The 26,077-nt window shown below is 72.3% G+C and carries 26 protein-coding genes; 7 read left to right on the top strand and 19 right to left on the bottom strand.

Going from position 1 to position 26,077, the window contains the following annotated elements:
- Positions 1-171 precede the first annotated feature (171 nt).
- From F0L68_RS22405 to F0L68_RS22380, 6 genes are all read right to left on the bottom strand, one after another.
- A complete protein-coding gene (locus F0L68_RS22405; RefSeq protein ID WP_149851602.1) occupies positions 172-645 on the bottom strand; it encodes a helix-turn-helix domain-containing protein in 474 nt (157 codons plus the stop codon).
- A 137-nt stretch (positions 646-782) separates the two neighbouring features.
- Positions 783-1,754, bottom strand: coding sequence for a bifunctional riboflavin kinase/FAD synthetase (locus F0L68_RS22400; protein WP_149851601.1), 972 nt, complete (start codon positions 1,752-1,754; stop codon positions 783-785).
- 10 nt (positions 1,755-1,764) lie between these two features.
- Positions 1,765-1,968 carry a hypothetical protein gene (locus F0L68_RS22395; RefSeq protein WP_149851600.1) on the bottom strand — a complete coding sequence of 68 codons (204 nt, stop codon included), beginning with the start codon at positions 1,966-1,968 and terminating at the stop codon, positions 1,765-1,767.
- A gap of 390 nt (positions 1,969-2,358) precedes the next feature.
- Positions 2,359-3,303, bottom strand: a complete 945-nt coding sequence (gene truB / locus F0L68_RS22390; RefSeq protein ID WP_149851599.1) for a tRNA pseudouridine(55) synthase TruB — start codon at positions 3,301-3,303, stop codon at positions 2,359-2,361.
- 56 nt (positions 3,304-3,359) lie between these two features.
- Entirely contained in the window at positions 3,360-4,673 is a 1,314-nt protein-coding gene (locus tag F0L68_RS22385; RefSeq protein WP_149851598.1) for an MFS transporter, read from the bottom strand.
- A 120-nt stretch (positions 4,674-4,793) separates the two neighbouring features.
- A complete protein-coding gene (locus tag F0L68_RS22380) occupies positions 4,794-6,086 on the bottom strand; it encodes an MATE family efflux transporter (protein WP_276313876.1) in 1,293 nt (430 codons plus the stop codon).
- A gap of 253 nt (positions 6,087-6,339) precedes the next feature.
- On the opposite strand from F0L68_RS22380, the gene F0L68_RS22375 reads away from it, so the two are divergent.
- Complete coding sequence (locus F0L68_RS22375) at positions 6,340-7,518, top strand: YncE family protein (protein WP_149851597.1); 1,179 nt, start codon at positions 6,340-6,342, stop codon at positions 7,516-7,518.
- On the opposite strand, the gene F0L68_RS22370 is transcribed toward F0L68_RS22375, so the two are convergent.
- The 7 genes from F0L68_RS22370 to rimP form a co-directional block, all read right to left on the bottom strand.
- On the bottom strand, positions 7,515-8,558 hold the full coding sequence (locus F0L68_RS22370; protein WP_438672307.1) for a DHH family phosphoesterase: 1,044 nt from the start codon (positions 8,556-8,558) through the stop codon (positions 7,515-7,517). The two genes, F0L68_RS22375 and F0L68_RS22370, sit on opposite strands and share 4 nt — an antisense overlap.
- Before the next feature lie 66 nt (positions 8,559-8,624).
- A complete protein-coding gene (gene rbfA / locus F0L68_RS22365) occupies positions 8,625-9,128 on the bottom strand; it encodes a 30S ribosome-binding factor RbfA (protein ID WP_149851596.1) in 504 nt (167 codons plus the stop codon).
- A gap of 16 nt (positions 9,129-9,144) precedes the next feature.
- Positions 9,145-9,441: a DUF503 domain-containing protein gene (locus F0L68_RS22360; RefSeq protein WP_149851910.1), complete on the bottom strand. Its 297-nt coding sequence runs from the start codon at positions 9,439-9,441 to the stop codon at positions 9,145-9,147.
- 107 nt (positions 9,442-9,548) lie between these two features.
- Positions 9,549-12,725, bottom strand: coding sequence for a translation initiation factor IF-2 (infB, locus tag F0L68_RS22355; RefSeq protein ID WP_188316772.1), 3,177 nt, complete (start codon positions 12,723-12,725; stop codon positions 9,549-9,551).
- Between the two features lie 86 nt (positions 12,726-12,811).
- A complete protein-coding gene (locus F0L68_RS22350; protein WP_149851594.1) occupies positions 12,812-13,243 on the bottom strand; it encodes a YlxR family protein in 432 nt (143 codons plus the stop codon).
- Complete coding sequence (nusA, locus tag F0L68_RS22345) at positions 13,185-14,219, bottom strand: transcription termination factor NusA (protein WP_149851593.1); 1,035 nt, start codon at positions 14,217-14,219, stop codon at positions 13,185-13,187. Before nusA ends, F0L68_RS22350 begins: the two co-directional genes overlap by 59 nt.
- Complete coding sequence (gene rimP / locus F0L68_RS22340) at positions 14,216-14,800, bottom strand: ribosome maturation factor RimP (RefSeq protein ID WP_149851592.1); 585 nt, start codon at positions 14,798-14,800, stop codon at positions 14,216-14,218. Before rimP ends, nusA begins: the two co-directional genes overlap by 4 nt.
- Before the next feature lie 218 nt (positions 14,801-15,018).
- Here rimP and F0L68_RS22335 point away from each other — a divergent pair, with 218 nt between their 5' ends.
- Positions 15,019-15,507 (top strand): hypothetical protein, encoded by a 489-nt coding sequence (locus F0L68_RS22335; RefSeq protein ID WP_223199032.1) that lies wholly within the window; start codon positions 15,019-15,021, stop codon positions 15,505-15,507.
- Positions 15,507-16,007: a ferritin-like domain-containing protein gene (locus F0L68_RS22330; RefSeq protein ID WP_149851591.1), complete on the top strand. Its 501-nt coding sequence runs from the start codon at positions 15,507-15,509 to the stop codon at positions 16,005-16,007. The genes F0L68_RS22335 and F0L68_RS22330 overlap by 1 nt, the downstream gene beginning before the upstream one ends.
- 118 nt (positions 16,008-16,125) lie before the next feature.
- On the opposite strand, the gene F0L68_RS22325 is transcribed toward F0L68_RS22330, so the two are convergent.
- The 4 genes from F0L68_RS22325 to F0L68_RS22310 all read right to left on the bottom strand — a co-directional run bounded on the left by F0L68_RS22325 (position 16,126) and on the right by F0L68_RS22310 (position 19,813).
- Entirely contained in the window at positions 16,126-16,998 is an 873-nt protein-coding gene (locus F0L68_RS22325) for a hypothetical protein (RefSeq protein ID WP_149851590.1), read from the bottom strand.
- A 129-nt stretch (positions 16,999-17,127) separates the two neighbouring features.
- Positions 17,128-18,156: an aminotransferase class V-fold PLP-dependent enzyme gene (locus tag F0L68_RS22320; protein WP_149851589.1), complete on the bottom strand. Its 1,029-nt coding sequence runs from the start codon at positions 18,154-18,156 to the stop codon at positions 17,128-17,130.
- Positions 18,157-18,218: 62 nt separating this feature from the next.
- Positions 18,219-18,803, bottom strand: a complete 585-nt coding sequence (locus F0L68_RS22315; RefSeq protein ID WP_149851588.1) for a TetR/AcrR family transcriptional regulator — start codon at positions 18,801-18,803, stop codon at positions 18,219-18,221.
- Between the two features lie 11 nt (positions 18,804-18,814).
- Positions 18,815-19,813 carry an aldo/keto reductase gene (locus tag F0L68_RS22310; RefSeq protein ID WP_149851587.1) on the bottom strand — a complete coding sequence of 333 codons (999 nt, stop codon included), beginning with the start codon at positions 19,811-19,813 and terminating at the stop codon, positions 18,815-18,817.
- Between the two features lie 143 nt (positions 19,814-19,956).
- Here F0L68_RS22310 and F0L68_RS22305 point away from each other — a divergent pair, with 143 nt between their 5' ends.
- From F0L68_RS22305 to F0L68_RS22290, 4 genes are all read left to right on the top strand, one after another.
- Positions 19,957-20,367, top strand: a complete 411-nt coding sequence (locus F0L68_RS22305; RefSeq protein ID WP_149851586.1) for a YjbQ family protein — start codon at positions 19,957-19,959, stop codon at positions 20,365-20,367.
- Between the two features lie 96 nt (positions 20,368-20,463).
- Positions 20,464-21,489, top strand: a complete 1,026-nt coding sequence (locus F0L68_RS22300; protein WP_149851585.1) for a DUF8017 domain-containing protein — start codon at positions 20,464-20,466, stop codon at positions 21,487-21,489.
- A gap of 30 nt (positions 21,490-21,519) precedes the next feature.
- Positions 21,520-22,341 (top strand): DUF8017 domain-containing protein, encoded by an 822-nt coding sequence (locus F0L68_RS22295; RefSeq protein WP_149851584.1) that lies wholly within the window; start codon positions 21,520-21,522, stop codon positions 22,339-22,341.
- Positions 22,342-22,407: 66 nt separating this feature from the next.
- Positions 22,408-23,106, top strand: coding sequence for an HAD family hydrolase (locus F0L68_RS22290; protein WP_223199031.1), 699 nt, complete (start codon positions 22,408-22,410; stop codon positions 23,104-23,106).
- Positions 23,107-23,183: 77 nt separating this feature from the next.
- Here F0L68_RS22290 and F0L68_RS22285 read toward each other — a convergent pair whose 3' ends face one another.
- Positions 23,184-24,932, bottom strand: coding sequence for a proline--tRNA ligase (locus F0L68_RS22285; protein ID WP_149851583.1), 1,749 nt, complete (start codon positions 24,930-24,932; stop codon positions 23,184-23,186).
- Positions 24,933-25,011: 79 nt separating this feature from the next.
- The gene (locus F0L68_RS22280; protein ID WP_149851582.1) at positions 25,012-26,070 is read right to left on the bottom strand and encodes a GNAT family N-acetyltransferase; all 1,059 of its coding nucleotides are present in this window, start codon (positions 26,068-26,070) and stop codon (positions 25,012-25,014) included.
- Between the last annotated feature and the right edge of the window lie 7 nt (positions 26,071-26,077).

The following is a 26,077-nucleotide window of genomic DNA, read 5'->3' as shown; positions in this document are numbered from 1 at the left end:
ACCGCCGGCGAACTGGCGGCGTTGGTCGGTACCGGCCGCCACGGAACGCAGCCGGACCCAAACACCGAGGGTAGCAGGTGGGCCACGGGCCCCCTCAGGACGTGCGCAAGAGCACTCGGTCGAGTGGCGTGCGCCCCGGCCGGTCGGCGGGCGCCGACGGCGCCGTTCGCGTCAGCGACCCCGGCCCGCCCTGCGCAGCAGCTCGGCCAGCGCGGGGAACTCCTCGTCGAGCACGTCGGCGGCCTGGGCCAGCTCCTGGCGGTCGGCGACGCGGCGCAACGCCACCACGGCCTCGTCCCAGCCGCCGTTGACCGGCAGCGAGTCGCGGCTCACGGTCGGCTTGGAGTCGCGGACGTCGTCCAGCGCGCGCTGCAACGCCTCCGGCGCGCCGGTGGCCACGTCCGGCGTGAGCACCTTGCGCTCCAACATGATCATCCTGGCCAGCACGGACGGGTTGCCGATCTTCGCCCGCCGGCCGCTCATCACCTGGCTGAGCATCGGCGCGCTGATCCCCAACACGTCGGCCAACTGGGCCTGCGACACGTTGAAGGCCACGACCAGCCTGCGCACTCTGTCACCGAGAGGTTCTCCGTACCACTCTCGTTGCAGAGCGATATTGCGCTGGACGATTCTGTGGTCCTCCACCTTCGCCTCTCCCGTTGACCTGGTCATGACGGCTCAGACACCCCTCGGCAGTTTGCCAGCACAGCGGCTTCCAGGGGCGGTAACCCGCGACTTCGCTCGCGCGCTCGTCGGCAGGGCCGGCATCGACACACCACGGATCACGGCGTCTCGAGCAGCTTCCTGGTCGCCACGACGTCCCGGTCCATCTGTTCGATCAGCGCCTCGATCGAGTCGAACTTGACCGTCTCCCTGAGCCTGGTGACGAAGTCGAGCGCGACCCGCTGGCCGTAGAAGTCCTCGTCCACGTCCAGCACGAACGCCTCGACCCTGCGCTCCTTGCCGGAGAAGGTCGGGTTGGTGCCGACCGAGACGGCCCCGCGCAGCACCCGGTCGGCGCCACCGGCGGAGTGGGTGAACCAGCAGGCGTAGATCCCGTCGGCCGGCACCGCGGCGAACCTCGGGGTGGACAGATTCGCGGTGGGGAAGCCCAGCTCGCGGCCCCGGCCGTCGCCGCGCACCACGATGCCCTCCAGCCGGTGCGGCCGGCCGAGCGCCGCGGCGGCCGCGGCCACGTCGCCCGCGTCGATGCAGGCCCTGATGTAGGTGGAGGAGAAGGTGACCTCGTCCTCGCCGCCGTTGCTGAAGTCGGGCAGGTGCGCGGTGACCAGGCCGGCGCCCTCGGCGACGAAGCCGAACCGGTTGCCGAGCGTGCGCAGCAGCTCGACGTTGCCGGCCGCCCTGTGCCCGAAGGTGAAGTTCTCCCCCACCACGACGGCTGCGGCGTGCAGCCGCTCGACCAGCACCTCGTGCACGAACTCGTCGGCCGGCATCCTGGACATCTCCGGTGTGAACGGGAGCACGCAGAACACGTCGACGCCGAGCTGCTCGACCAGCTCCGCCCTGCGCCGCAGGGTGGTCAGCTGCGCCGGGTGGCTGCCAGGCCGGACCACCTCGGCGGGGTGCGGGTCGAAGGTCACCAGCACGCACGGCACGCTGCGCTGCCGCGCCAGTTTCACGGCACGGCCGATCAGCGCCTGGTGCCCCTGGTGCACCCCGTCGAACACTCCGATGGTGACAACACAACGGCCCCAGCCGCCGGGAAGATGATCTAGTCCACGCCAGCGCTGCACGCCGATCAGCCTAACGTGTGAGGTCCCCGGCCTCCCGCTCGTCCTCCGGTGTGGCGGCGCCGAGACTGTTCGCCTCGGTCACCCAGCCGTCGACCACCTGCCGCCCCTCCGCGGCCGGCGCGCGCCACCAGCCGGAGCAGCCGCGCGGGCAGGGGTGCGACATCTCGGTCAGCACGAAGCCGAGCGGCCCCTCGATGGGCTGCTGCCACGTCATGGTGCCGGTGTCGCCACAGAGTTCGCAGTCACTGTCGGCTGGGAACCTGTCCAATGCCTCCGCAGGTTCCACAGAAGCCCCCTCTGGTGTTCCGTCCGGACCCGTGGCACGCCGGGCACTCGCGCATCTCGTAGCTGGCCATCTGGCTACTCCCCTCCGTCGCCCCTTGGCAACAGTCGGCACCCGTTCGCGGGTTCTTTAGGGCCAGTCGGCGTGTCGCGGGCACATTCTTCCGGGCGATGAGTGGCCACGTGGGACCGTCCGGGTGGCGGCAACCCTGCGCCACCAGGGGTTTCCCGGTCGTCCGGCGCGTCGAAGGACACGTCGGCCTGCGGCGACAACTGAGACGCGGCTCACTGCACGCCAGGGGTTCGAACGACCGGGTGCCGGTCAGCCCGCGGGCGTCAGCACCACAAGCGGCTTCGCCGCGCGACCCTCGTCGACGGCGAGCGCGACCACGTGACCGTCCGGACCGAACAGTCCGTAGGTGCCGGCGAGGCCGCCCGCCGGCAGCTTCTGGCCGTGCGACACCGCGACCACCTCGGCCGCGTCGAGATCGCGGCGCGGGAACGCGGCGGCCACCGACGCGTCGAGGTCGAGCGACAGCCCCGGCTCCTCCTCCAGCCGCTCCAGCGTCCTGGCGACCCGCAGGTCGAACGGGCCGACCCTGGTGCGCCGCAGCGCGCCGAGGTGGCCGCCGACGCCGAGGTCCGCGCCGAGGTCGCGGGCGAGCGCGCGGACGTAGGTGCCCGAGGAGCACTCGACCATCACGTCCAGCTCGGTGCTGCGTTCCTCGCGGCGCAGGTTCAACAGGTCGAAGCGGTGCACGGTGACCGGGCGCGGCGGCAGGTCGACCTGCTCGCCGGCGCGCACCAGCGCGTAGGCGCGCTTGCCGTCCACCTTGACCGCGCTGACCGCGCTCGGCACCTGCTGGATCGGGCCGCTCAGCTTCGCGATGCCGGCGCGCACGGCGTCCTCGTCCACACCGGAGCCGTCCGTCTCGGTCAGCACCTCGCCCTCGGCGTCGTCGGTGCTGGTCGAGGAGCCGAGCCGGATGGTGGCGAGGTACGCCTTGCTGTCCAGCGCGAGGTGGCCGAGCAGCTTGGTGGCGCGCTCGATGCCGAGCACCAGGATGCCGGTGGCCATCGGGTCGAGCGTGCCGGCGTGCCCCACTTTGCGGGTGCCGAGGATGCGGCGCACGCGGGCGACCACATCGTGCGAGGTCATCCCGGCGGGCTTGTCGATGACGACGAGGCCGGGCGGGACGGTGGGGCGGGGCGCGCGCTGCGGGCGGGGCGATCGAGACACGGCCGCACATCCTGCCTCACGGGTCATGAAGGGTCCCTTCAGGGCACCCAGTGTCTTGACGGGACCCTTCACGACACAACTCGTCAGGCGGGTTGGAGTTCCCAGCGGCGGCGGCGCAGCTGGACGGGGACGTCCTCGCCCCGCTCGGCTGCGGCGAACACGGCGGCGCGAGCGCGGTGCCACCACACGATCGTCCGCCAGATGCCCAGCGCGAGGACCGCGACCACGACGAGCAGCGCGACCCGGAACGCCTGCGCGGGCGCGGCCGCGCCCGCGCGGTCGAGGACAAGGCCGATGCCGAGCGCGCTCACGGTGGTGGCGACGAAGCCGCCGACGTTGACCACGCCGGTCGCGGTGCCGACGCGGTGCAGCGGGTTGTAGTCGCGGGCCAGCGCGAAGCCGATGGACGACGCGGGGCCGCCGAGCGAGATCAGCGCGAAGGCGACCACCAGCAGCGGCGCGGGCACCCGGCCGCCCGGCCAGGTCAGCAGCACGGCCCACACGGCGACGGCGGCGGCCAGGTAGAGGCCGACCAGCGGCATCCGCAGCTCCGGCCTGCGGCCGATCGCGCCGCCGAGCAGCGGGCCGCCGACCAGCGCCCCGATCACCAGCACGCTGAGCAGCGAGCTGGCGGCGTGCTCGGACATGCCCTGCGCGCGCACCAGGTACGGGAAGCCCCAGAGCAGGCCGAGCACGGCGGGCGCGAACATGGTGGTGAAGTGCACCCAGAAGCCCAGCCGCGTGCCAGGCACCCGCCAGGCGGTCGCCACCCGGTGCAGCACGGTGCGCAGCGGGATCGGCTCCGTTTCCGGCGCAGGCGCGCCTGCGGGGTGGTCGCGCAGGCGGGCGGTGACCAGGGCGTAGACGGCGGTGGCGCCGCCGGCGACGAGGAAGGTGAGCGTCCAGCCGACGCTGCCCAGCAGCAGCGTCAGCGGCACGGTGGCCACGAGGTTGCCCAGCGCACCGAGCGCGGCCGAGAACGAGACGACCAGGGCGTACTTGCGGGCCGGGAAGTGCGCGGCGACGAGCCGGAGCACGCTGACCCAGGTCATCGCGTCGCCGAGGCCGAGCACGGCGCGGGCGGTGAGGCCGAGCGGGTAGGAGTGCGCGACGGCGAACAGCAGCTGGCCGAGGCCCATCAGCAGTGCGGCGGCGGTGAGCACGCGGCGCGGCCCGAAGCGGTCGACGAGCACCCCGGTCGGGATCTGCATGGCGGCGTAGACGCCGATCTGGAGCACGGTGAAGGTGCCGAGCCCGGCGGGGCCGACGCCGAAGCGTTCCCCGGCCTGGAGCCCTGCCACGCCAAGGGAGCTGCGGTGGAACACGGCGGCCACGTAGATGATCACTGCGGTGGTCCAGATCAGCCACGCCTGCCTGGTGGCCCGATCGACCGGCACGAGAGTCCTCCTCGGATGGAGCTGGGAAAGGGAGACGGTCGACGTTGGCCGCGTTCGGAGTATCGGTGGTGTGAGGTGAATGGTTAACCGATTACATCGTGCGTTCGGCCACAGTCGCCGTCAGGCGTGCACCGCGCCGGTGACGGCCCAGCGGCCCGAGCGGATGCGGACGAGCGCCGTGCCGAGCCGCAGCACCATGAAGGCGGTCAGGCCCGTCCAGATGCCGGCAAGGCCCCAGCCCAGCGCCAGGGACAGCCAGACCAGCGGCAGGAACCCGAGCACCGCGGCGAACACCGAGGAGTTGCGCAGGAAGGCCGCGTCCCCCGCGCCGAACAGCACGCCGTCGAACGCGAACAGCACGCCAGCCGCCGGTTGCAGCGCGACAAAGAACCACCAGGCGTGCGGGATCTCCGCGAGCACCCCGGCGTCCGGGGTGAACGCCCTCGGCAGCACCCAGGACAGCGCCGCGAACAGCAGGCCGAGGCCGGTGCCGAAGACCAGCCCGTAGCGGGCGACCTGGTTGGCCAGGCCCCTTGCCCTGCGCTCCTCGCCCGCGCCGAGCGCGGCGCCGACCAGCGACTGCGCGGCGATGGCCAGCGAGTCCAGCGCCATCGCGACGAAGAACCACAGCTGCAACACCACCTGGTGCGCGCCGACCGCCGAGGTGGAGGTCCGCGCGGCCACCGCGGCGGCCGAGACGAAGCACGCCTGGAACGCGAGCCCGCGCACCACCAGGTCGCGGCCGAGGGCGAGCTGCGCCAACATCTTCGCCGGCACCGGCCGCAGCGACACCCGCTCGGTGACCAGCGCGCGCAGGAACAGGCTGGCCGCCACCAGCTGCGCGGCCACGTTGGCGACCGCCGAGCCTGCCAGCCCCCAGCCCGCCCCGAACACCAGCACCGGGCAGAGCACGGCCGACAGCGCGTTGCCGAGCAGCACGTAGCGCAGCGGTCGGGCCGTGTCCTGCACGCCGCGCATCCAGCCGTTGCCCGCCGCGGTCACCAGGATCAGCGGGGCGCCGAACAGCGCGATGCGCAGCCAGCGCGCCGCCGCGTCCGCCACCTCGGCGTTGCCGGTCAGCACGCTGGTGATCGGACCGGCGAACACCTCGCCGAGCACCAGCAGCAGCACGCCGACGGCCAACGCGAGCCAGGTGGCCTGCACGCCCTCGGCGACGGCGTCCGCGCGCCTGCCCGCGCCGTAGAGGCGGGAGGCCCGCGCGGTGGTGCCGTAGGACAGGAAGGTGAGCTGGAAGGCGATCTGGGCGAGCACCAGGCCGCCGATGGCGAGCCCGGCCAGCGGGAGCGCGCCGAGGTGGCCGACGACGGCGGTGTCCACCAGCACGTACAGCGGTTCGACCGCGAGCACGCCAAGCGCGGGCACCGCGAGCCCGAACACCCGTCGAGCGGGCACCCGCTCGTCACCCTGCACCACGCCGACCCCCAGTTGAAATGACCTATTCGCGTTGACTCCTGACGGGCAACGTACGCCACCGCACCGACATTCCTCGCGGTCCGGCCGTCGCACAGGACACGCACCGGACAGAATCCGCTATCGACACTGCCTCGCATCGAAATTCCGTCCGGCGGCCCTTGGCGGCCATCGTGTGGCCCAGCACACTCGACAGGGCCGCCGCTTCTCCCCGATCCCTGCTCGGAGGACACCGATGGCCCATCCCCGCACGAGATCAACCAGCCTGCTCGGCGCGCTGATCGCCGCGACCGCCCTGTTCCCCTCCGCCACCGCGTCGGCCGCGCCGACACCGCAGGACGTCGTGCTGATCGGCAACAGCGCGGCCGGCACCGTGACCTTCCTGGACGGCCACACCTTCCAGAGCCTCGGCACGCTCAACGTGATCCCCGACCGCGACCAGCGGCTGCGCGAGATGGACCTGGTGCAGGCGGCCGGCTACGCCGTGGTCCGGCAGCAGGAGGGCGGCGACCGCTTCGTCGACGACGTCTACGCCTCCCCCGACGGCCGCACCCTCTACGTGTCCAGGGGCAACCTCGACGACGCCGCGGCCTTCGACATCGCGACCGGACGGCAGCTGTGGCACCACCGGCTGCCCGGCTTCAAGGCGGACCACGCCGCGCTCTCCCCCGACGGCACCCGGTTCGTGGTGTCGGCGACCACCGCCGCGCTCGCGCAGGTGCTCGACACCGCCACCGGGCTGCCGGTCGGCTCCTTCGGCACCGGCACCTACCCGCACCAGAACGACTACTCGGCGGACGGGCGGCACATCTACAACTCCAGCATCGGGGTCACCGCGCTGCCCAAGGCGCTCGACGGGCTCAAGGGCGACAAACGGCTGACCGTCGTCGATGCGAACACCCTCCAGGTGACCAGGACCTACGAGTTCGACGAGGGCGTCCGGCCGTTCGTGGTGACGCCGGACGAGTCCACGATGTACACGCAGCTGTCCTACCTGAACGGCTTCGTCGAGTTCGACCTGCGCACCGGCCGGACCACCCGCACCGTGGCGATGCCCTACAGCGCGGCCGGTCAGGCGCTGCGGCCCGACGACTACCCGCAGAACTCCGCGCACCACGGCATGGCGCTGTCCGGCGACGGCGCGAAGCTGTGCGATGTCGGCACCATCGACGACTACACCGCCGTGCTGTCCCGGCCGGGGCTGACCACCGACGGGTTCGTCGGCTACCCGACCAACTCGCTGCCCTACTGGGCCACCACCAGCGCGGACGGCCAGCACTGCCTGGTCACGCTGAGCCACGCCAACGCCGTGTCCGTGGTGGACTACCGCACGGCCACCGAGGTGGCCCGCATCCCGGTCGGCGACTTCCCGCAGCGCGAACGGCTCGCCCGCGCCGTACTGCCCGCGCCCTAATCGGACGAGATAAGCGGGGCGGTGTCGAGGGCGGCGCGCAGCTCGTCGATGACCTGCTCCTCGGGACCGTCCGCGGTGAACCCCGCGGCCAGCGTGTGACCGCCGCCGCCGAGCGCCTCGGCGGCGGCGCGCACGTCCAGCCTGCCGACCGCGCGCAGCGACACCGACCAGTGCTGCGGGCTCAGTTCCTTGAGGACGGCGGCGACCTCGGCCTCGGCGGTGGTCCGCACGACGTCGACCACGCTCTCCAGCTCCTCGGCGCGCAGACCGTCCGCGTCGGCCAGCCGCACCACGGCGTGCACGAGGCCGAGGCCGCGCGCCGAGGCCGGCTCCAGCCTGGCGCGGCCGAGCACCGAGGACAGCATGCCGAGCCAGCCGAACGGGTGGGTGTCCATCAGCAGCCTGGTGGTGGACTCGGCGTCCACCCCAGCGGCCAGCAGCCGCGCCGCGATCTGGTGCGTCTCCGGGCTGGCGTGCCGGAACGACCTGGTGTCGGTCACCAGCCCGGCGTAGATGCACCGGGCGATCGGCTCGTCGACGACCTCGCCAAGCTCGTCGAGCAGCCGCAGGGCGAGCACGGCGGTCGCCTCGGCCGTGTGGTCGACCAGGTGCGTGGTGCCGAAACGGGTGTTGGAGACGTGGTGGTCGACCACCAGCACCTCGCCGCCCGCCGCGACCGTCGCGGCGACCCGGTCGCGCAGCGGCCCGAGCCTGCCGAGGCTGCCGGTGTCCATCGCGACAAGCAGCGGCGGGGCCGCCGGCACCTCGGCGGCGGGCACCAGCAGGCCGGCGACGTCGAGGCCGCGCAGCGTCTCGGGCACCTCGTCCGGGTAGCCGAAGGACACCCGGACGCGCGCGCCCCTGCGGTGCAGGGCGAGGCCGACGGCCAGCGCGCTGCCGAGGGCGTCGGCGTCGGGGTTGACGTGCGCGAGCAGCGTGACGTCGGTCGCCGAGCCGAGCAGCGCGACCGCCGCTCTGAGGTCGGCGGCCGAGGTCTGCTGCCCTGCCAGGATCGCGCTGTCCCGCCCCGAAATGGTCACCCCGCAACGCTAACGCGTCACGAGGTGGCATCGCGCCCGGACTGCGGATGTGCTCGAACGTGGCGATCAGCCGCGCTTGGACTCCGCGGTGTCGTGGACCTCGGTGTCCTCGTCCTCGTCCTCGTCGTCCTCGGCGTCCTCGCGGGGCGCGCGGTACGGGTCGAGCTCGCCGGCCGGCTCGGCGCCGGAGGCCAGCCGAGCCACCTCGGCGTCGGACTCCCTGGCCTTGGCCAGCAGCTCCTCCATCCGGCGGGCGTCGTTGGGCACCGTGTCGGTGATGAACGCCAGCGTCGGCGTGAACCGGACGCCGGTCTGCTGGCCGACGAGCGTGCGCAGCACGCCCTTGGCGCTCTCCAACGCGGCGGCGACGCCCTGGAGGTCGGGCTCCGTGTTCAGCTTGTCGCCGAGCACGGTGTAGTACACGGTGGCGTCCCGCAGGTCACCGGTGACCTTGGCGTCGGTGATGGTCACCTTCGCCAGTCGGGGGTCCTTCACCTGGTGCTCAAGACCGGACGCGACGATCTGTGCGATGCGCTTGGCAAGTTTGCGGGCGCGGGCCGGGTCGGCCACGGCGCTCCTCCTTCTTCTATTCGTCCTCCGGCCCGAGCATGCGATGCCGGGCGGAGAGCAGTTCCAGCTCAGGTCGACCTGCGACCAGACGCTCACAGGCGTCCAGCAGGTCCTTGACATGTTCGACGTCGGCGGCGACCGCCGCCACTCCAATAAGCGCGCGCCGGTGCAGGTCAAGATGACCGGCTTCGGCTACGGAGACCTCGAACTTCCTGCGGAGCTCGGCCACCAGCGGCCGCACCAGGGATCGCTTCTGCTTGAGCGAGTGAACGTCGCCGAACAGGAGATCCAGCTCCAGGGCACCCACGAACACGGGCATCACCGGGATGGTAGCTAGTTGGCGATCCGCACCGACCCGACGGCCGGTGCGGCGGCGCGGAGACCCCGGACCGGCGCGGTGGCCGGTCCGGGGTCGTCGCGTCAGTTACGCGGCTTCTCGCGCATCTCGTAGGTCTCGATGACGTCCTCGACCTTGAGGTCGCCGTACGAGCCCAGCGTCAGACCACACTCGAAGCCCTCGCGGACCTCGGTCGCGTCGTCCTTGAACCGCTTCAGCGAGCTGATCGGCAGGTTCTCCGCGATCACCTTGCTGTCCCGGATCAGGCGAGCCCGCGCGTTACGGCGGATCTCACCGGAGAGCACCATGCAACCCGCGATGGTGCCGACCTTGGAGGACTTGAAGACGTCCCGGATCTCGGCGCGGCCGAGCTGGACCTCCTCGTACTCCGGCTTGAGCATGCCCTTGAGCGCCTGCTCGATCTCGTCGATCGCCTGGTAGATCACCGTGTAGTAGCGGACGTCGATGCCCTCGCGGTTGGCCATCTCGGTGGCCTTGCCCTCCGCGCGAACGTTGAAGCCCATCACGATGACGTTGTCGGCGATGGCGAGGCTGATGTCGCTTTCGGTGATGCCACCGACGCCGCGGTGCACGACCCGCAGCTCGACGTCCTCGCCGACATCGATCTTCATGAGCGCGTCCTCGAGTGCCTCGACGGTACCCGAGTTGTCGCCCTTGATGATCAGGTTGAGCTGGCTGGTCTCCTTCAGAGCCGCGTCCAGGTCCTCCAGGCTGACCCGCTTGCGCTTCTGGGCGTTCTGCGCGTTGCGGGCGCGGGCCTGGCGGCGCTCGGCGATCTGCCTGGCCACCCGGTCCTCTTCCACGACCAGGAAGGTGTCGCCGGCGCCTGGCACCGAGGTGAGGCCGATGACCTGCACCGGACGGGCCGGGGTCGCCTCGATGACGTCCACGTTGTGCTCGTCGACCATTCGACGAACGCGACCGTAGGCCGCGCCGGCGACGATCGAGTCACCGACGCGCAGCGTGCCGCGCTGCACGAGCACGGTCGCCACCGGGCCGCGACCGCGGTCGAGGTGCGCCTCGATCGCGACACCCTGGGCCTCCATGTCCGGGTTGGCCCGGAGGTCCAGCGAGGCGTCGGCGGTCAGCAGGATCGCTTCCAGCAGCCCGTCGATGTTCGTGCCCTGCTTGGCCGAGATGTCGACGAACATCGTGTCGCCGCCGTACTCCTCGGCCACCAGCCCGTACTCGGTGAGCTGCTGACGGATCTTCTGAGGGTTCGCACCCTCCTTGTCGATCTTGTTGACCGCGACCACGATCGGGGCACCAGCGGCCTGCGCGTGGTTGATCGCCTCGACCGTCTGCGGCATCACACCGTCGTCGGCGGCGACCACGATCACCGCGATGTCGGTGGAGTTCGCACCACGGGCACGCATGGCGGTGAACGCCTCGTGACCGGGGGTGTCGATGAAGGTGATCAGCCGCTCGTTGCCGTCCAGCTCGGTGGACACCTGGTAGGCGCCGATGTGCTGGGTGATGCCGCCCGCTTCGCCCTCGTGCACCTTGGCGTTGCGGATGGTGTCCAGCAGTCGGGTCTTACCGTGGTCGACGTGACCCATGACGGTCACGACCGGCGGCCGGATCTGGAGGTCCTCCTCGCCGCCGGCGTCGTCGCCGTAGGTGATGTCGAAGGCGTCCAGCAGGTCGCGGTCCTCTTCCTCGGGACTGACGACCTGGACGACGTAGTTCATCTCCGAGCCGAGCAGCTCGAGGATCTCGTCGGACACGGACTGGGTGGCCGTGACCATCTCACCGAGGTGGAACAGCACCTGCACCAGCGAGGCCGGGTTGGCGTTGATCTTGTCGGCGAAGTCGGTCAGCGACGCGCCACGCGGGAGCCTGATCGTCTCGCCGCTGCCCTTGGGCAGACGGACGCCACCGACCGAGGGCGCCTGCATGTTGTCCATGTACTCCTGGCGCTTCTGGCGCTTGGACTTGCGTCCACGACGCGCCGGGCCGCCAGGGCGACCGAAGGCACCAGCCGTGCCGCCGCGACCGGCGCCACCGCCACCACCGGGACGACCGCGGAAACCGCCGCCGCCACCGCCGGCCGGGGCACCGCCGCCGCCACCGGGACGGAAGCCACCGCCGCCACCACCGGCACCGGCGCCACCGCCGCCACCACCGCGGAAGCCGCCACCGCCACCGCCGCCACCACCGGGACGGAAGCCGCCGCCACCGCCGCCGCCACCGGGACGACCGGCACCGCCGCCGCCACCGCCGGGGCCGCCACGGCCGCCGCCACCACCGCCGCCGGGACGACCGCCACCGCCACCGGCGGGTCGGTTCGGCCTGGTCGGCATCATGCCGGGGTTCGGGCGAGGAGGCATGTTGCCCGGGTTCGGGCGGGGACCGCCCGCGCCGGGACCGCCGCTGCGCGGCGCGCTGGCCGGACGGTCGCCGCCGGGCTTGGGAGCCCCACCGCGGTCGCCACGGTCACGGTCGCCGCCGGGAGCACCGCCGGGACCGCTCTGGTTGCCGCCGGGCCGGGGGCCGGCGGGACGCGGCGCGGGAGCCGCGCCGCCGACACCGAACGGGTTGTTGCCGGGACGCGGCGCCCTCGGCCCAGCGGGCCTCGGGGACTGCGGCTTCGGCGGAACGACCGACGGGGCCTGCTGCTGGGGAGCCTGCCGAGGTCCGGGACGCGGACCAGCGGCCTTGGCCGGCGCGGGCGCCGGCGTGGCCTGGGCCGCGGGGGCCTCGGCCGGAGCTGCCTGGGCCGCGGGAGCCTGCACGGCGGGAGCCAGGGCAGGAGCGGCGGGCTGCGGGGTCACCGGGGCCGCCGGAGCCGGAGCGGCCGCTGCGGGCTGCTGCTGCGCGGGACGGGGACCCGGGGTCGGGCCTGCCGGGCGCGGACCCGGAGTCGCCGGCTTGGGGCCGGGCATCGGGCCGGGACGGCCGGGCACCGGGGCCGGACGTGCGGCGACCTCGGGCTTGGACTCGGTCGTGGGCTGCGCCTGCGTGGGCTGCGCGGCCGGAGCCGCCTCGCCACCAGGAGCGGTCGGGGCGCTCGGCGCGGCCGGAGCCGGCTTGCGCTGCTGGCCACCTCGGCCACCACCGGGACGACCCTTGCTCGCGCCGGACGGGAACGCGTCCCTGAGCCTGCGGGCGACGGGCGCCTCCACGGTGGAGGAAGCCGATTTGACGTACTCACCTTGCTCGGCGAGCTTGCTCAGAACATCTTTACTCGTGACTCCGAGCTCTTTTGCGAGCTCGTGCACGCGGGCCTTGCCTGCCACTGCTCTCCTCATCTGGTGAGGTCGGCGGCAGTCCCGTCGACCTCGTCCTAACGTCGCGCGTTCATGTCTTCAGCTTCACGGCTGACTCATGACGGGTCGACCTGCTTCCTTACTTCCTGTTGACCCTGGGTAGGTCCCTGGGCCTTCCTCACATCAGCGAGCTGTTCGAGGTAGCTCCGCACGCCGGTGACCTCGAGCGGCCCGGGCACCCGAAGGGCCCTTGGGAACGCCCGACGCCGTTCGGCGAGGCGAAGACACTCCTGGTCGGGATGCAGCCATGCTCCCCGACCAGGAAGCCGACGCTGGATGTCCGGGGCGAGTGCCCCGTCCACCACCACCACGCGCAGCAGCTCGGAGGACAACGTTCGGGCGCGGCAGCCAACACACGTGCGAGCTGGGCCGATGTGCGTGGGAACCGATCCCTGACGTTGAACCACTGCGAAGTCTATCTCGTTTCGCTCAGTCAGCCGAACCGGATGCCGAAGCACCCGTCGGGGCCGGTCCGCCGGTCGCCGCATTGGGATCTGCGTCACTACGAATGTCGATCCGCCAGCCGGTCAGCCGCGCCGCGAGCCGGGCGTTCTGCCCCTCCTTGCCGATGGCGAGGGAGAGCTGGAAGTCCGGCACGACGACGCGCGCGGTCTTGGCCCGCTCGTCGAGCACGTGCACCGAGACGACCTTCGCGGGCGACAGGGCGTTCCCGACGAAGGTCGCCGGGTCGTCCGAGTGGTCGATGATGTCGATCTTCTCGCCGGCCAGCTCGCTCATCACGTTGCGCACCCTGGCGCCCATCGGGCCAATGCACGCGCCCTTGGCGTTGACCCCGGACACCGTTGTCTTCACGGCGATCTTGGAGCGGTGCCCGGCCTCCCGAGCCACCGCGGGGATCTCGACCGTGCCGTCCGCGATCTCCGGGACCTCGAGCGCGAACAGCTTGCGCACCAGGTTCGGGTGCGTGCGGGACAGCGTGATCTGCGGGCCGCGCGCGCCACGGGACACCCCGACGACGTAGCACTTGAGCCGCATGCCGTGCACGTAGGTCTCGCCGGGCACCTGCTCGGCCGGGGGCAGCACGCCCTCGGTGTCGCCGACCTGCACGACGACCATGCCGCGCGAGTTGGCCCTGGCGTCGCGCTGCACGACACCGGCGATGATCTCGCCCTCCTTAGCGGAGAACTCGCCGAAGGTGCGCTCGTGCTCGGCGTCGCGCAGGCGCTGGAGGATCACCTGGCGGGCGGTGGTGGCCGCGATCCGACCGAAGCCCTCCGGGGTGTCGTCCCACTCCTCGGTGACGACGCCGTCGGCGCCGAGGTCCTGCGCCAGCACGCGAACCGCGCCGGTCTTGCGGTCGATCTCCACCCGCGAGTGCGGGTGGTGCCCCTCGGTGTGCTTGTAGGCCGTGAGCAGTGCGTTCTCAATGGCGTCAAGGACGGTCTCGAAGGGGATGTCCTTGTCCCGTTCGATCGCCCGCAGCGCGGCGATGTCGACGTTCACCTCGACTCCTCCTTCGTTTCTTGGGTCGCGTCGTGTCCAGGTGTGCCGTCGCCCCGCTCGAGCAGCGCCATCTCCTCGGCCGGCGGCTGCCGGAACTCGACCTCGACGGCGGCTCGTTCCACGGTGCGGTACTCGATCCGTCGCAACGCCCCGTCCACCAGCACCTCGACGCCGGTGTCGTCGCTCGCGCCGACGCGCCCGACGATCTCGGCGCCCTCCGTCGGCCTGATCCGGACCAGGCGGAACCTGGCTCGGCGCCAGTGCACCGGGCGGGTCAGCGGTCGGTCGACGCCGGGAGAGGTGACCTCGAGGGTGTAGGGGCCGGCCATCAGGTGATCGTGGGCGTCCAGCGCCGTGGCGACCGCTCGACTGGCCTCGGCGACCTGGTCGAGCTCGACGCCGTCGTCGCTGTCGACGACCACCTTCACCAGCCGGCGACGCCCAGCCTGCTGCACGTCGAGCAGATCGAGGTCGAGTCCGACGTTGCGGACCGCCTCCTGCACGACGGGTTCGAGCTGCACAGTGAGCTGATTTCGCGCTCCGCGCGAGTCATGCTCCCCGCGCGACGGCGGGCTGGACACGTGTTGGCTCCCGAGTGCTCAGGTGCAGTCCGACATCCGGACGCGCCGAACGCGGCCGGAACCGCGACCGGCGCTGCACTCGCCGGTCGTGGTCGCTCAGCGTATCTCGTCTGATCGACCTCTCGCGCCGCCACGGTCGCCGCGCCGCCCCCCTGTCGGGTGGTCGCGCCAGCCGCCGCGACCAGGGTCGGGTCAATCGCCTGGCAGGATGACTCGTTGTGATCTCCGCACCGGCTGTCTCCCGACGTGGCGTGCTCGTCGTCGGCGCGCTCACCGCGCTGGCGGCCCCGCTGGCCGTCGCATGCAGCACCCCAGAGCCGCCACTGCCGCCCGACCCGCTGACGGAGCTCGCGGTCCAGGCCCGCGCCGACGCCGCCGCGGCGGCCGCGATCGCCTCGGCGCAGCCCGGTCTCGCCGAGGCGGCCGGCCTGGTCGCCACGAACCGGGGCGAGCACGCCAAGGTGCTCCAGGCCGAGCTGGACCGGGCGCGGCCGCCGTCGCCGAGCAGTTCGGCCGCGCCGACGAAGAGCGCGGCGCCGACGCCGCCGCCACCCGATCCGCAGTCCGCGAAGACGGCGTTGACCGACGCGCTCACCGCGGCCGAGAAGAAGGCGAGCGAACTCGTGCTGACCCTGCCGAACTTCCGGGCCGGCCTGGTCGGCTCGATCGCCGCGGGGTGCGCCGCGCTGCGCGAGGCGGTGCGCTGATGCCGACCTCGACGCCGAACTCCGGCGCGCCGGTCAGCCCGAGCCAGGGGCGGCAGCTCGCGCCGGAGGTGATCGACGCGGTGCAGCAGGCGCTGAGCGCCGAGCACGCCGCGGTGTGGACGTGCTCGCTGGCCACGGCCTTCCTCCAGCAGGACAACCTGGCCGCCGCGAACGACGGCGCCACCGCGCACCGGGCCCGCAGGGACGCCACCGAGCGGCTGCTGCGCGACGTCGGCGCGACCCCGCGCCCCGCCGAGCCCGCGTACCTGCCGCCGGACGGCCAGAAGCCGGTCTCCGACGCCGCGTCCGCGATCGCGATGCTGGCCGCGGCGGAGACGGACGGCGCGCACGCCTGGCACGGCGTGCTCGAACGGACCGACGACGGCGACCTGCGCCGCACCGCGCTGGACGCGCTGACCAACTGCGCGGTGCGCGCCGCGCGCTGGCGGCGGACCGGCGGGATCGCGCCGTTCGCCGTGCCGCTGCCCGGCCGGTCCTGACGCCCGCCTGCCGGTTCACCGGACCCGGTGGCGTGTTTCGCGCCACAGTGCGGCGCGTCCAGGGCCGCGTGTCTCGGCCGGGCCCGTCGCGGCGATGTTCGCCGCGGCAATGTTCGCGCTAGCCGGTGAGGTCCTTGCCAAGACGAAGGGCGTCGGCGCTGATCTGCTTCATCAGGTCGTGGTGCGCGCCCTGCTCCGGGCCGCCAGCCGCCGTGTCGGATTCGACGATGATGACGTCGCGGTCGTCCTGGCGCGAGGCGTACCCGCCGTTGGCCAGGGTCTTCATGGACGCGGCCTCGGGAATCTTGACGGCGTTGTCGCGGATCAGGTCGCTGATGTTCCCGGTGCCGTCTGCCTTGCTCAGCGCGATGAGGCTCTTCGCGTCGTCCGCGCTGCGCATCCGGACCACGGAGACCGACGTGTAGACGGTCTCGCCGTCCGGCGTCTTCGTCTCGTAGAGGGCGCGGGTGAGCTGCTGGCACGGCGTGGTCACCAGCAGTTCCTTGACCTTGGAGTAGGCGTGCTCGGAACAGTTGCTGTCGCGCAGCGGTTCCTTGGTCTGCTCGGCCCTGGTGAAGGCGAACTGGCCTGTGGGGGCTTTGGTCGGGGCGGGTGTGCCGGAGTTGTCCGACGGCTGGAACAGCAGCCAGATCAGCCCGGACACGGCCGCGATGGCCACCAGGCCGAGGCCCTTGATCAGGTAGCCGCGCCGCCTGCCCGACACGCGCGGCAGCGGGGGCAGCGACGCCTCCGGCCCGCCGAACTGCGGCGGGCCACTGAACTGGGACGGCCCGTACTGCGGCGGCGCGAACTGCGGCCTGGTCGACTGGGGTCCAACCTGGTCCGGCGGCTGGTACTGCTGCGTCGCCGCGTCGAGTTCGGGCTGTTGGCCGTACTGCCCGGACATCAACAGGTCGGCCAGCGAGCCGCTGATCGCGGGCAGGGGCGGCTGCGCGGCCGTGTCGCCCGGTCGCGGTGGGAACGTGGGCACCCGTTGTGTCGCTGGTTCGGGTGAGTTTTGTGGTTCCGACACGGGTACCGACGGTAGCGGTTGCCCGTCCGGGGCGCACACCAACCCAAACGGGTGGTTTTCTGGCCACATCGCCGCCGCTCGCCGAGGTCAGCTCATCGCGGCCAGCGCCAGGTCGACGTCCTCCTCGGTGTTGTAGAGGTGGAAGGCCAGCCGGACGCGGCCGTCCCGCTGCGCGAACACCGCGCCCGCCGCCCTGAGCCGCTCCGCCGCGCCCGGCACGGCGAGCGAGACGATCGACGAGTCGCCCTGCGGCAGCCCGAGGCCGGCGAGCAGGCCGTTCGCCAGCCCGACGCAGTGCGCCCGCACCGCTGCGAGGTCGAGGGTGGCCAGCCAGGACAGCGAGGCGGCCGCGCCGAGTTGGGCGAACCAGACCGGCGAGATGTCGAGCCTGCGGGCGTCATCGGCCAGCCGCAGCGGCAGGCCGTAGATGGAGGTCCACGGGTCCTCGCCGCCGAACCAGTTGGCCGAGTTCGGCACGATCAGGTCGAGCGCGTCCGGCGCGGACGCGAGCCACGCGGCCCCGCGCGGCGACAGCAGCCACTTGTAGGCGGCGCCGACCACCCAGTCCGCCCAGCCCAGTTCGAGCGGCAGCCAGCCGGCGGCCTGGCTCACGTCGAGCAGCACCCGCGCGCCTGCGGCCTCGGCGGCCGCGCGGAGCCCGGCGAGGTCGAGCACCGCGCCGTCCGCCGACTGCACCACGCTGACCGCGACCAGGTCGTGACCGTCCACTCTGGACACCAGTTCGCCGAGGGCGACCTCGGTGAGCGTCACGCCCCGATGTGCCTGCGCGGCAAAGGGAAACGTCACGCTGGTGAAGTCGCCGCCGGCCACCAGCACCCTGCTGCCGTCGGGAACGCTGGCCGCGACGAGGCCGACGAGCTGGGCCGCGCCGGCCCCCATCGTCACCGAGCTGGTCGGCACGCCGACCAGCTGTGCGAAGGCCGATCGTGCGGTGCTGACGTGCACGTCGAAGGCGTCGGAGGCGTCCTGGCCCCGCCGCCAGCGATTGACGGCCTCGCCGACCGCGTCGGCCACCGCCACCGGCGGGATCCCGACGCTGGCGGTGTTGAGGTATCCGGCGGCGATGTCGAACTGCTGTCCGAAGGCTTGGCGCACACCATGATTATGTTTCCGCCGCGCCTCCTGACCCAGACATACAGCGCAGATCACACGTCGGCTCAGCCGCGTGCGGCCAGGCCGGACAGGACCAGCGACCACACCGCCTCGAACGCCGCGTCGATGCCGGGATCGGCCCACTCCCCCGCGTGCGCTGGATTGTGGAAGCGGCCGGTGGCGTCCAGCAGCGCCCTGCCGGCGAGTGCCGTGTCGACCGGCGCGAACTCGCCGCTGGCGACGCCGTCCGCGACGATCCCGGCGAGCTGGCCCGCCAGCGTCGCGACGTGTCGGCCGACCACCTCCCGCGCCTCCTCGGTGAGCGCGATGTAGGTGGCGAACAGCTCGGGGTCCTCGCGCGCCTTGGTCTGTTTGGCCGCGATGAGCGTGTCCAGCCAGTGCCGCAGCCGCTCGGTGGCCGGGCGGTCCGCCTCGGCGACGGCCCGCAGCGGGTCCGAGACGCCGACGAGCCAGCGTTCGGTCACCGCGTCGCGCAGCGCGGCCTTGCTCGGGAAGTGCCGGTAGACGCTGCCGTGGCTGACGCCGAGCGCGCGGGCGACGTCCACGACGGTGGCCTTGGCCAGCCCGAACCGGCGGAGGACGTCCTCCGCCGCCGCCAGGATCCGGTCGGAGGTCAGCTGCTCGGTCACGGCCGGGCAGCCTAGCCGCGCTCGCTGTCGAGGTGCGCCAACTGGTTCTCGTCGTAGCGGTCGCCTGCGGCGGCGTCGCGCGGCACCGCGCGTTCGATCATGGCCAGGTCCTCCCGGCCAAGGTCGAGGTCGAGCGCGCCGAGGGCCTCGGTCAGCCGGTCCCTGCGGCGGGCGCCGACCAGGGGCACGACGTCCGAGCCGCGCGAGAGCGCCCAGCCGATCGCGACCTGCGCGACCGAGACGCCCTTGGCGTCCGCGACGGTCCGCAACGCCTCGACGAGCGCGAGGTTCGCGTCCAGGTTCGCGCCGTTGAAGCGGGGGCTGATGCTGCGGAAGTCGCCCTGCGCCATGGCGCGGTCCGGCGTCCAGTGACCGCTGAGCAGGCCCCTGGAGAGCACGCCGTAGGCCGTCACGCCAATGCCGAGTTCGCGGGCGACCGGCAGGATCTCGTCCTCGATGCCCCGCGACAGCAGCGAGTACTCGATCTGTAGGTCGGCGATGGGGTGCACGGCGTTGGCGCGGCGCAGCGTCTCCGCGCCGACCTCGGACAGGCCGATGTGCCGGACGTGACCGGCCTGCACCAGCTCGGCGATCGCGCCGACGGTGTCCTCGATCGGGACGGTCGGGTCGAGCCGCGCCGGGCGGTAGATGTCGATGTGGTCGGTGCCGAGCCTGCGCAGGCTGTAGGCGACGAAGTTCTTGACGGCCGCCGGTCGCCCGTCGACGCCGATCCAGCCGCCGTCGGGGTCGCGAAGGGCGCCGAACTTCACGCTGATCACGGCCCGCTGGCGGTCGTGGCCGCGCAGGGCGTCGCGGAGCAGCAGCTCGTTGTGGCCCATGCCGTAGAAGTCGCCGGTGTCCAGCAGCGTGACGCCGGCCTCGAGCGCGGCGTGGATGGTCGCGAGGCTCTCGGCCTCGTCGGCCGGGCCGTACAGGTCCGACATGCCCATCAGGCCGAGTCCGAGCGCCGAGACCTCGGGGCCGGTGGTGCCGAGCTGTCGAGTCTTCATGGGGTCCTCCCTGTCGTCGCGCCTGTCTTCGTGCCACCAACGATGACATATGGACTGACAGATTTCAAACTCTGTCAGCTGTAAATCCATCCTTGACGGCTGTGCGTCGCGCCACAGGCCAGCCTGCGCCGTACCGTGCACCCGTGCGCTCCGAGGAGATCGAGATCCGAACCGGTTCCGTCGAGGTGGTCTACGACCTCACCGCCGAGTGCGAACGGTTCCTGGCCGCCGGCACCGACCGGGACGGGCTGCTGCACCTGTGGGTCCCGCACGCCACGGCCGGCCTCGCGGTGCTGGAGACCGGCGCCGGCAGCGACGACGACCTGCTCGCCGCGCTCCGCGACCTGCTGCCGAGGGACGACCGCTGGCGGCACCGGCACGGCTCGGCCGGGCACGGCAGGGACCACGTGCTCCCCGCGCTGCTGCCGCCCTTCGCCACGGTTCCCGTGCTCGGCGGCCGGATGGCGCTGGGCACCTGGCAGTCGGTGTGCCTGGTGGACACCAACGTCGACAACCCGGTGCGCCGCGTGCGGCTGAGCTTCCTCGCCGGCTGAGCCGCCCTTGCCGACATCAGGGGGCGCGGGGATCAGGGGTCGCGGATATTCGCCGGTCACGGCCTTGGCCGACGGTCGACGCGATAGGGTCTGCCGGTGACTTACCCAGGTGACGGGCACAACGGTTGGGGTGGCCAGTCCGGCCAGGGTGACTGGGGACAGCAGCCAAACGAGCCCTACGGCTACCCGGCGTCCGGCGAACACCCGACAGCAGGCGGCTACCCAGCGACCGGCGGATTCCCGCAGCAGAGCGCGGGATACGGCGGCCTCGGCGTGTTCTCGCCCGATCCCGAGCCGGAGCCGCCGCGCAAGAGCAAGCGCAGCCTCTGGATCGCGCTGAGCGCCCTCGGCGTCGCGCTCGTGGTCGGCGCCGTCGTGGTCATCGTGGTGCTGAACAACAAGAACACCGACCAGCCCGTCGCGCAGTCCAGTTCCAGCGCGACCGCGCCGGCCAGCCGACCCAACACCGACGCGTCGACCGACCAGAGCAGCGCGCCGACCGCGCCGTCCGCGTCGACCGGCAAGCAGCTCGTCGACGTGGCCCCGGTGGTGCCCGGCTGGACCGTGGTGGCGACCCCGGCCACCGAACTCGCCTACGACATCCCGTCCGGCTGGGTCTCCCGCGCCGGCGGCAAGATCAAGATCGACTCGATGCAGAGCGTCTCGATGATCGGGGTCTCGGAGTACGGCAACTACAACTGCCAGGGCTCCGGCTACGGCCGCTCCGGCGCCGCCGTCGTGCGCGTGCCCACCGGCGACCCGACCACCGTCGCCAACGCCTGGGCCAAGGCGCTCGGCGAGCAGTTCTACCAGGTCGGTGGCGCGAAGATCGACCTGAAGCTCGGCGCGCCCAAGCCGATCAAGCGGCAGTTCCAGGACCCGAGGAACAGCATCGACAAGCAGATCGACGGTGTCGAGGTCGACGCGATCATCACCACCACGGGCAACCAGTGCCTGGCCACCAAGGGCGAGGTGAAGATCGTGGTGCTGACGACGAACCAGGACCTCGTGGTGTTCATGGACAACGGCGACCTCGAGGGCGGCCCGGCCACCCCGGCCCCGACCACCGAGGCCGACCTCCAGAAGATCGCCGACTCCGCCCGACCGGTCCCGGTCAAGTAGCACCGCCACCAGATCCGATCAGGAGCGACCGTGTCCTACCCCAGCAACGGCGGCCAGCCCCAGTACTCCGGCCAGTACACAGGCTCCGGCCAGTACACCGGCTTCGGCATGTACCCGGGCGGGCCTGGGCAGCAGCCGTCGCCGCCGCCGAAGAAGAACAACCGCACCAGGTGGCTGGTGCTCGGCGCGGTGATCGTGCTCCTCGTCGTCGGCGCCGGGGTCGCCACGATCATGCTGGCCACCAAGGGCGACAAGCCGGCGGCCCAGCAGACCAGCACAGCCCCGACCGGCGGCGACCAGGGCACCTACGACCCCACCAAGGCCCGCTTCGCCGGCTGGCAGCTCATCACCAACAGCACGGCGGGCGTCGTCTACGAGGTGCCGGCGGCCTGGCAGAAGACGAGCACCGTCGAGAACGCCGGCGCTGTCAGCCTGTCCAAGCAGGCCGTGGCCAAGCCGTTCGACTGCCAGGGCAGCTCGATGATCCAGGCGCTGATCGGCTCGGGCCACTCCACCGAGCAGAACCTCACAGTGCTGGCCAGGGCGACCGCGACGGCCATGGCGACGGCCAGCTACACCGTCAAGGGCGAGGTGCCGAAGCTGTCGGACCCGGTCGTGCAGCCGATCACCCACAACGGGGTCAACGGCATCGCGGTCACCGTCGAGGCCACCCCGACCTCGGTCAGCGCGTGCTTCGCGCCCAAGGGCCAGGTCACCGGCATCGCGCTGCCGACGAGCGACGGGGCGTCCGTGGTGGCGCTCAACGTCGCGCTCGGCGGCCCGCACGCCGACGAGGGCCCCAGCACCGACGACGTGCGCAAGATCGTGGACAGCGTCCGACCGTCCGCATAGGACAGTGCCCGACGGTTCCCCTGACCGTCCTTGGGGAACGAGCCATCGCCGTGTGACGATGGCCGGGTGACCGAAACGCTCGTGCTCTGGGACATCGACCTGACCCTCGTCGAGCTGCGCGGCGTCGGCCGCTCCTGGTACCGGCACGCCATCGCCGCCGTGCTCGGGCGGGAGCTGAGCCACTTCCCGGCGTTCCAAGGCCGCACGGAACGCGCCATCACGTTGGAGATGCTCGCGACGCACGGCGCCGAGGGCACCGACGAGCTGGTCGAGCGGATGTACGCGGCGCTCGTCGACGTCGCGACCCGCGATCAGGAGCTGCTCGCCGGGCAGGGCCGCGCGCTGCCGGGGGCCGTCGACGCGCTCGCCGCGCTCGCGACCCGCCCCGACGTGGTGCAGTCGCTGGTCACCGGCAACCTGCCGGAGGTCTCGCGGGTCAAGCTGGCCGCCTTCGGGATGGACCCGCACGTCGACTTCGAGATCGGCGGCTACGGCTCGCTGTCGGCCAGCCGGCCCGACCTCGTGCCCGCCGCCGTCGGCCTCGCCTCGGCCAAGCACGACGTGCGGTTCGAGCCGAGGTCCGTGGTCGTCATCGGGGACACCCCGCACGACGTCGAGGCGGCGCTGAAGCACGGCGCGACCGCCATCGGCGTGGCCACCGGGCACAGCACCGAGGCCGAGCTGCACGCGGCGGGCGCGCACGTCGTGCTCACCGACCTCAGCGACACCGCCACCGTGCTGGACAGCATCCTGCGCGCCGCCTGACTGAACAGCTGAACAGCCGATACGACGCGACGGCCCCGCGCTCTGGAGCGCGGGGCCGTCGGGTGCGTGCGGTGCGGTCAGCCGCGAACGAGGCTGACCAGGTGCGGCACGGCGATGTCGACGGCGACCTCGACGCGCTCGCCGGTCGCCCGGTCCTTGACCTCGACGACGCCGTTGGCCAGGCCGCGGCCGACCACCAGGATCGTCGGCACGCCAACGAGTTCCGCGTCGGCGAACTTGACGCCGGGACTGGCCTTGCGGTCGTCGAGCAGCACCCGCAGGCCGGCCGCGTCCAGCTCGGCGGCCAGCTGCTCGGCCCCGGCCACGATGGTCTCGTCCTTGCCGGCGATCACCACGTGCACGTCGGCAGGCGCAACCTGGCGCGGCCAGATCAGGCCCCGCTCGTCGTGGCTCTGCTCGGCGATCACCGCGACCAGGCGGGACACGCCGATGCCGTAGGAGCCCATGGTGATTCGGATCGGCTTGCTGTCCGGGCCGAGCGCGTCGAGCGAGAACGCGTCCGCGTACTTGCGGCCGAGCTGGAAGATGTGGCCGATCTCGATGCCGCGCTCGGCGACGAGCGTGCCGGCGCCGTCCGGCGAGGGGTCGCCCTCGCGCACCTCGGCGGCCTCGATGGTGCCGTCCGGCGTGAAGTCCCTGCCGCACAGCAGGTCGACGACGTGGTGGTCGGCCTTGTCCGCCCCGGTCACCCACGCGGTGCCGCGCACGACCCTGGGGTCAACGAGGTAGCGGACGCCGTTGGCGAGCAGCGCGCCCGGCCCGATGTAACCCTTGACCAGGAACGGGTTCCTGGCGAAGTCGGACTCCTCCAGCATGGCCACCTCGGCCGGCTCCAGCGCGGCCTCAAGGCGCTTCGTGTCGACCTCGCGGTCGCCGGGCAGGCCGACGGCGAGCAGCGTCCAGTCCTGCTCGCCCGGCTGCCTGGTCTTCAGCAGCACGTTCTTCAGCGTGTCCGCCGCCGTGAAGACGCGGCCGAGGCCCGCGCCGTTGAGGAAGTCGACCAGCGACTCGATGGTCGGCGTGTTCGGCGTGTGGTGCACCTGCGCGTCCGGCCTGCCGTCGACGGGCTGCTCGGCGGGCGCCGGGGTGGTCACGGCCTCGACGTTGGCCGCGTAGCCGGACTCCGTGCTGCGCACGAAGGTGTCCTCGCCGGTCGGCGCGACCGCGAGGAACTCCTCGGACGCCGAGCCGCCCATCGCGCCGGAGGTGGCGGCCACGATCACGTAGTTCAGGCCGAGCCGGTCGAAGATCCGGATGTAGGCGTCGCGGTGCCGCTGGTAGCTGGCGGCCAGGCCCTCGTCGTCCAGGTCGAAGGAGTATGAGTCCTTCATGACGAACTCGCGCCCGCGCAGGATGCCGGCGCGGGGCCGCGCCTCGTCCCGGTACTTCGTCTGGATCTGGTAGAGCGTGACCGGGTAGTCCTTGTAGGAGCTGTACTCGCCCTTCACGGTGAGCGCGAACAGCTCCTCGTGGGTCGGGCCGAGCAGGTAGTCGGCGCCCTTGCGGTCCTTGAGCCGGAACAGGTTGGGGCCGTACTCGGTCCACCGGTTGGTCGCCTCGTAGGGCTCCCTCGGCAGCAGCGCGGGGAACTGGATCTCCTGCGCCCCGGTCGCGTCCATCTCCTCGCGGACGATCTGCTCGATGTTGCGCAGCACCCGCAGCCCGAGCGGCAGCCAGGAGTACCCACCCGGCGCGACACGGCGGACGTAGCCACCGCGGGCCAGAAGCCTGTGGCTGGGCACTTCGGCGTCGGCTGGGTCCTCGCGCAGAGTGCGCAGGAACAGCGACGACATCCTGGTGATCACGGTTGGTGCTCCTCGTGGCGAAAGGTACCCGGGGCTGTCCACGCAGCGTAGTGGCCGTGTTCGCCGAATCGGAAACCGGTTACGGGTTGTGCCTCGGTGTCCCGGAAGTGGTCCGCGGGAGCGGCTGTGGCGAGACGGCGAGAACCATGGCGTGCCAACGCCGAACGACCTCGAAGCCGGCCCGCCGGTAGACCCTCGGCGCGCCGTTCGGGTTGTCCGTGTCGACGGAGAGGCCCGCCGTGCCGAACCCGGCGGCGCCCGCTGCGGCCAGCACGCGGCCGACCATCGCGGCGGCCAGGCCGCGCCTGCGCCACGGCCTGCGGGTGCCGACGTGGCCGAGGTTGATCTCGCGCACCCCGGTGCGCTCGGTGGCGGCGTCGTACTCGAAGCCGAGCACGAAGCCGGCGACCTCCCCGGTGCGCTCGTCCAGCGCGAGCGTGGACAGGGCGGGCCGGAACGACGGCATGTCGGTGAAGCCGCTGCGCCAGTCCTGCGCGCTGATCGTCCGATGGCCCCAGTGGTCGAGGAAGGCCTCGTTGAGCGCGAGCCTGGTCGCCTCGTCGTGCCGTTCGACGTAGTCGATCAGGCGTAGGCCGGTGGGGACGGCCGACTGGGGCGGGGTTGGAGTTGGGAGTGGGGCCCGCATTGTGGCGAACTCGCGCGCCGCACGGAAACCCTCGCCGAACAGGAGCGCGCGCTGGGCGTCGTTGCGGCTGTCGACGTGCACGTGCAGTTCGAGCGGCAGCTCGGGGTGTGCGGCGAAGGCCAGGTGCTTGGCGCGGTCGACCTGCCAGCGCAGCAGTTCCCTGCCGATGCCCCGGCCGCGCCAGTCCGGATGCACCTGGCCGACGATCCGGACCCGATGGACTTCGCCGGTCTGCTGGCGGATCGGGATGGCGGCGAAGGCGACCAGGCGGCCGTCCGCCACGGCGGCGAGGGTGCTGTCCGCCGCGCTGACGGCGCTCCCGGTCAGCAGTCGGGTCAGCTCGCTCTCACCCGCCCGCTCGCCGGTCCGGTCGACCGCATCCGCGTCCGTCACCAGGAGCGCCATGGCGGGGACGTCGGCCTCGGTCAACGGTCGCCAGCTGATCGCCATCCGCTCGACGCTACCGACCCAGCCGGGCCGGGCGAAGCGCATTTCTCTA

Origin of the sequence: Solihabitans fulvus (assembly GCF_008386585.1) — a bacterium.
GTDB lineage: Bacteria > Actinomycetota > Actinomycetes > Mycobacteriales > Pseudonocardiaceae > Solihabitans > Solihabitans fulvus.
The sequence above is the reverse complement of the archived record's forward strand: the minus strand, read 5'-3'. Positions and strand labels throughout refer to the sequence as shown.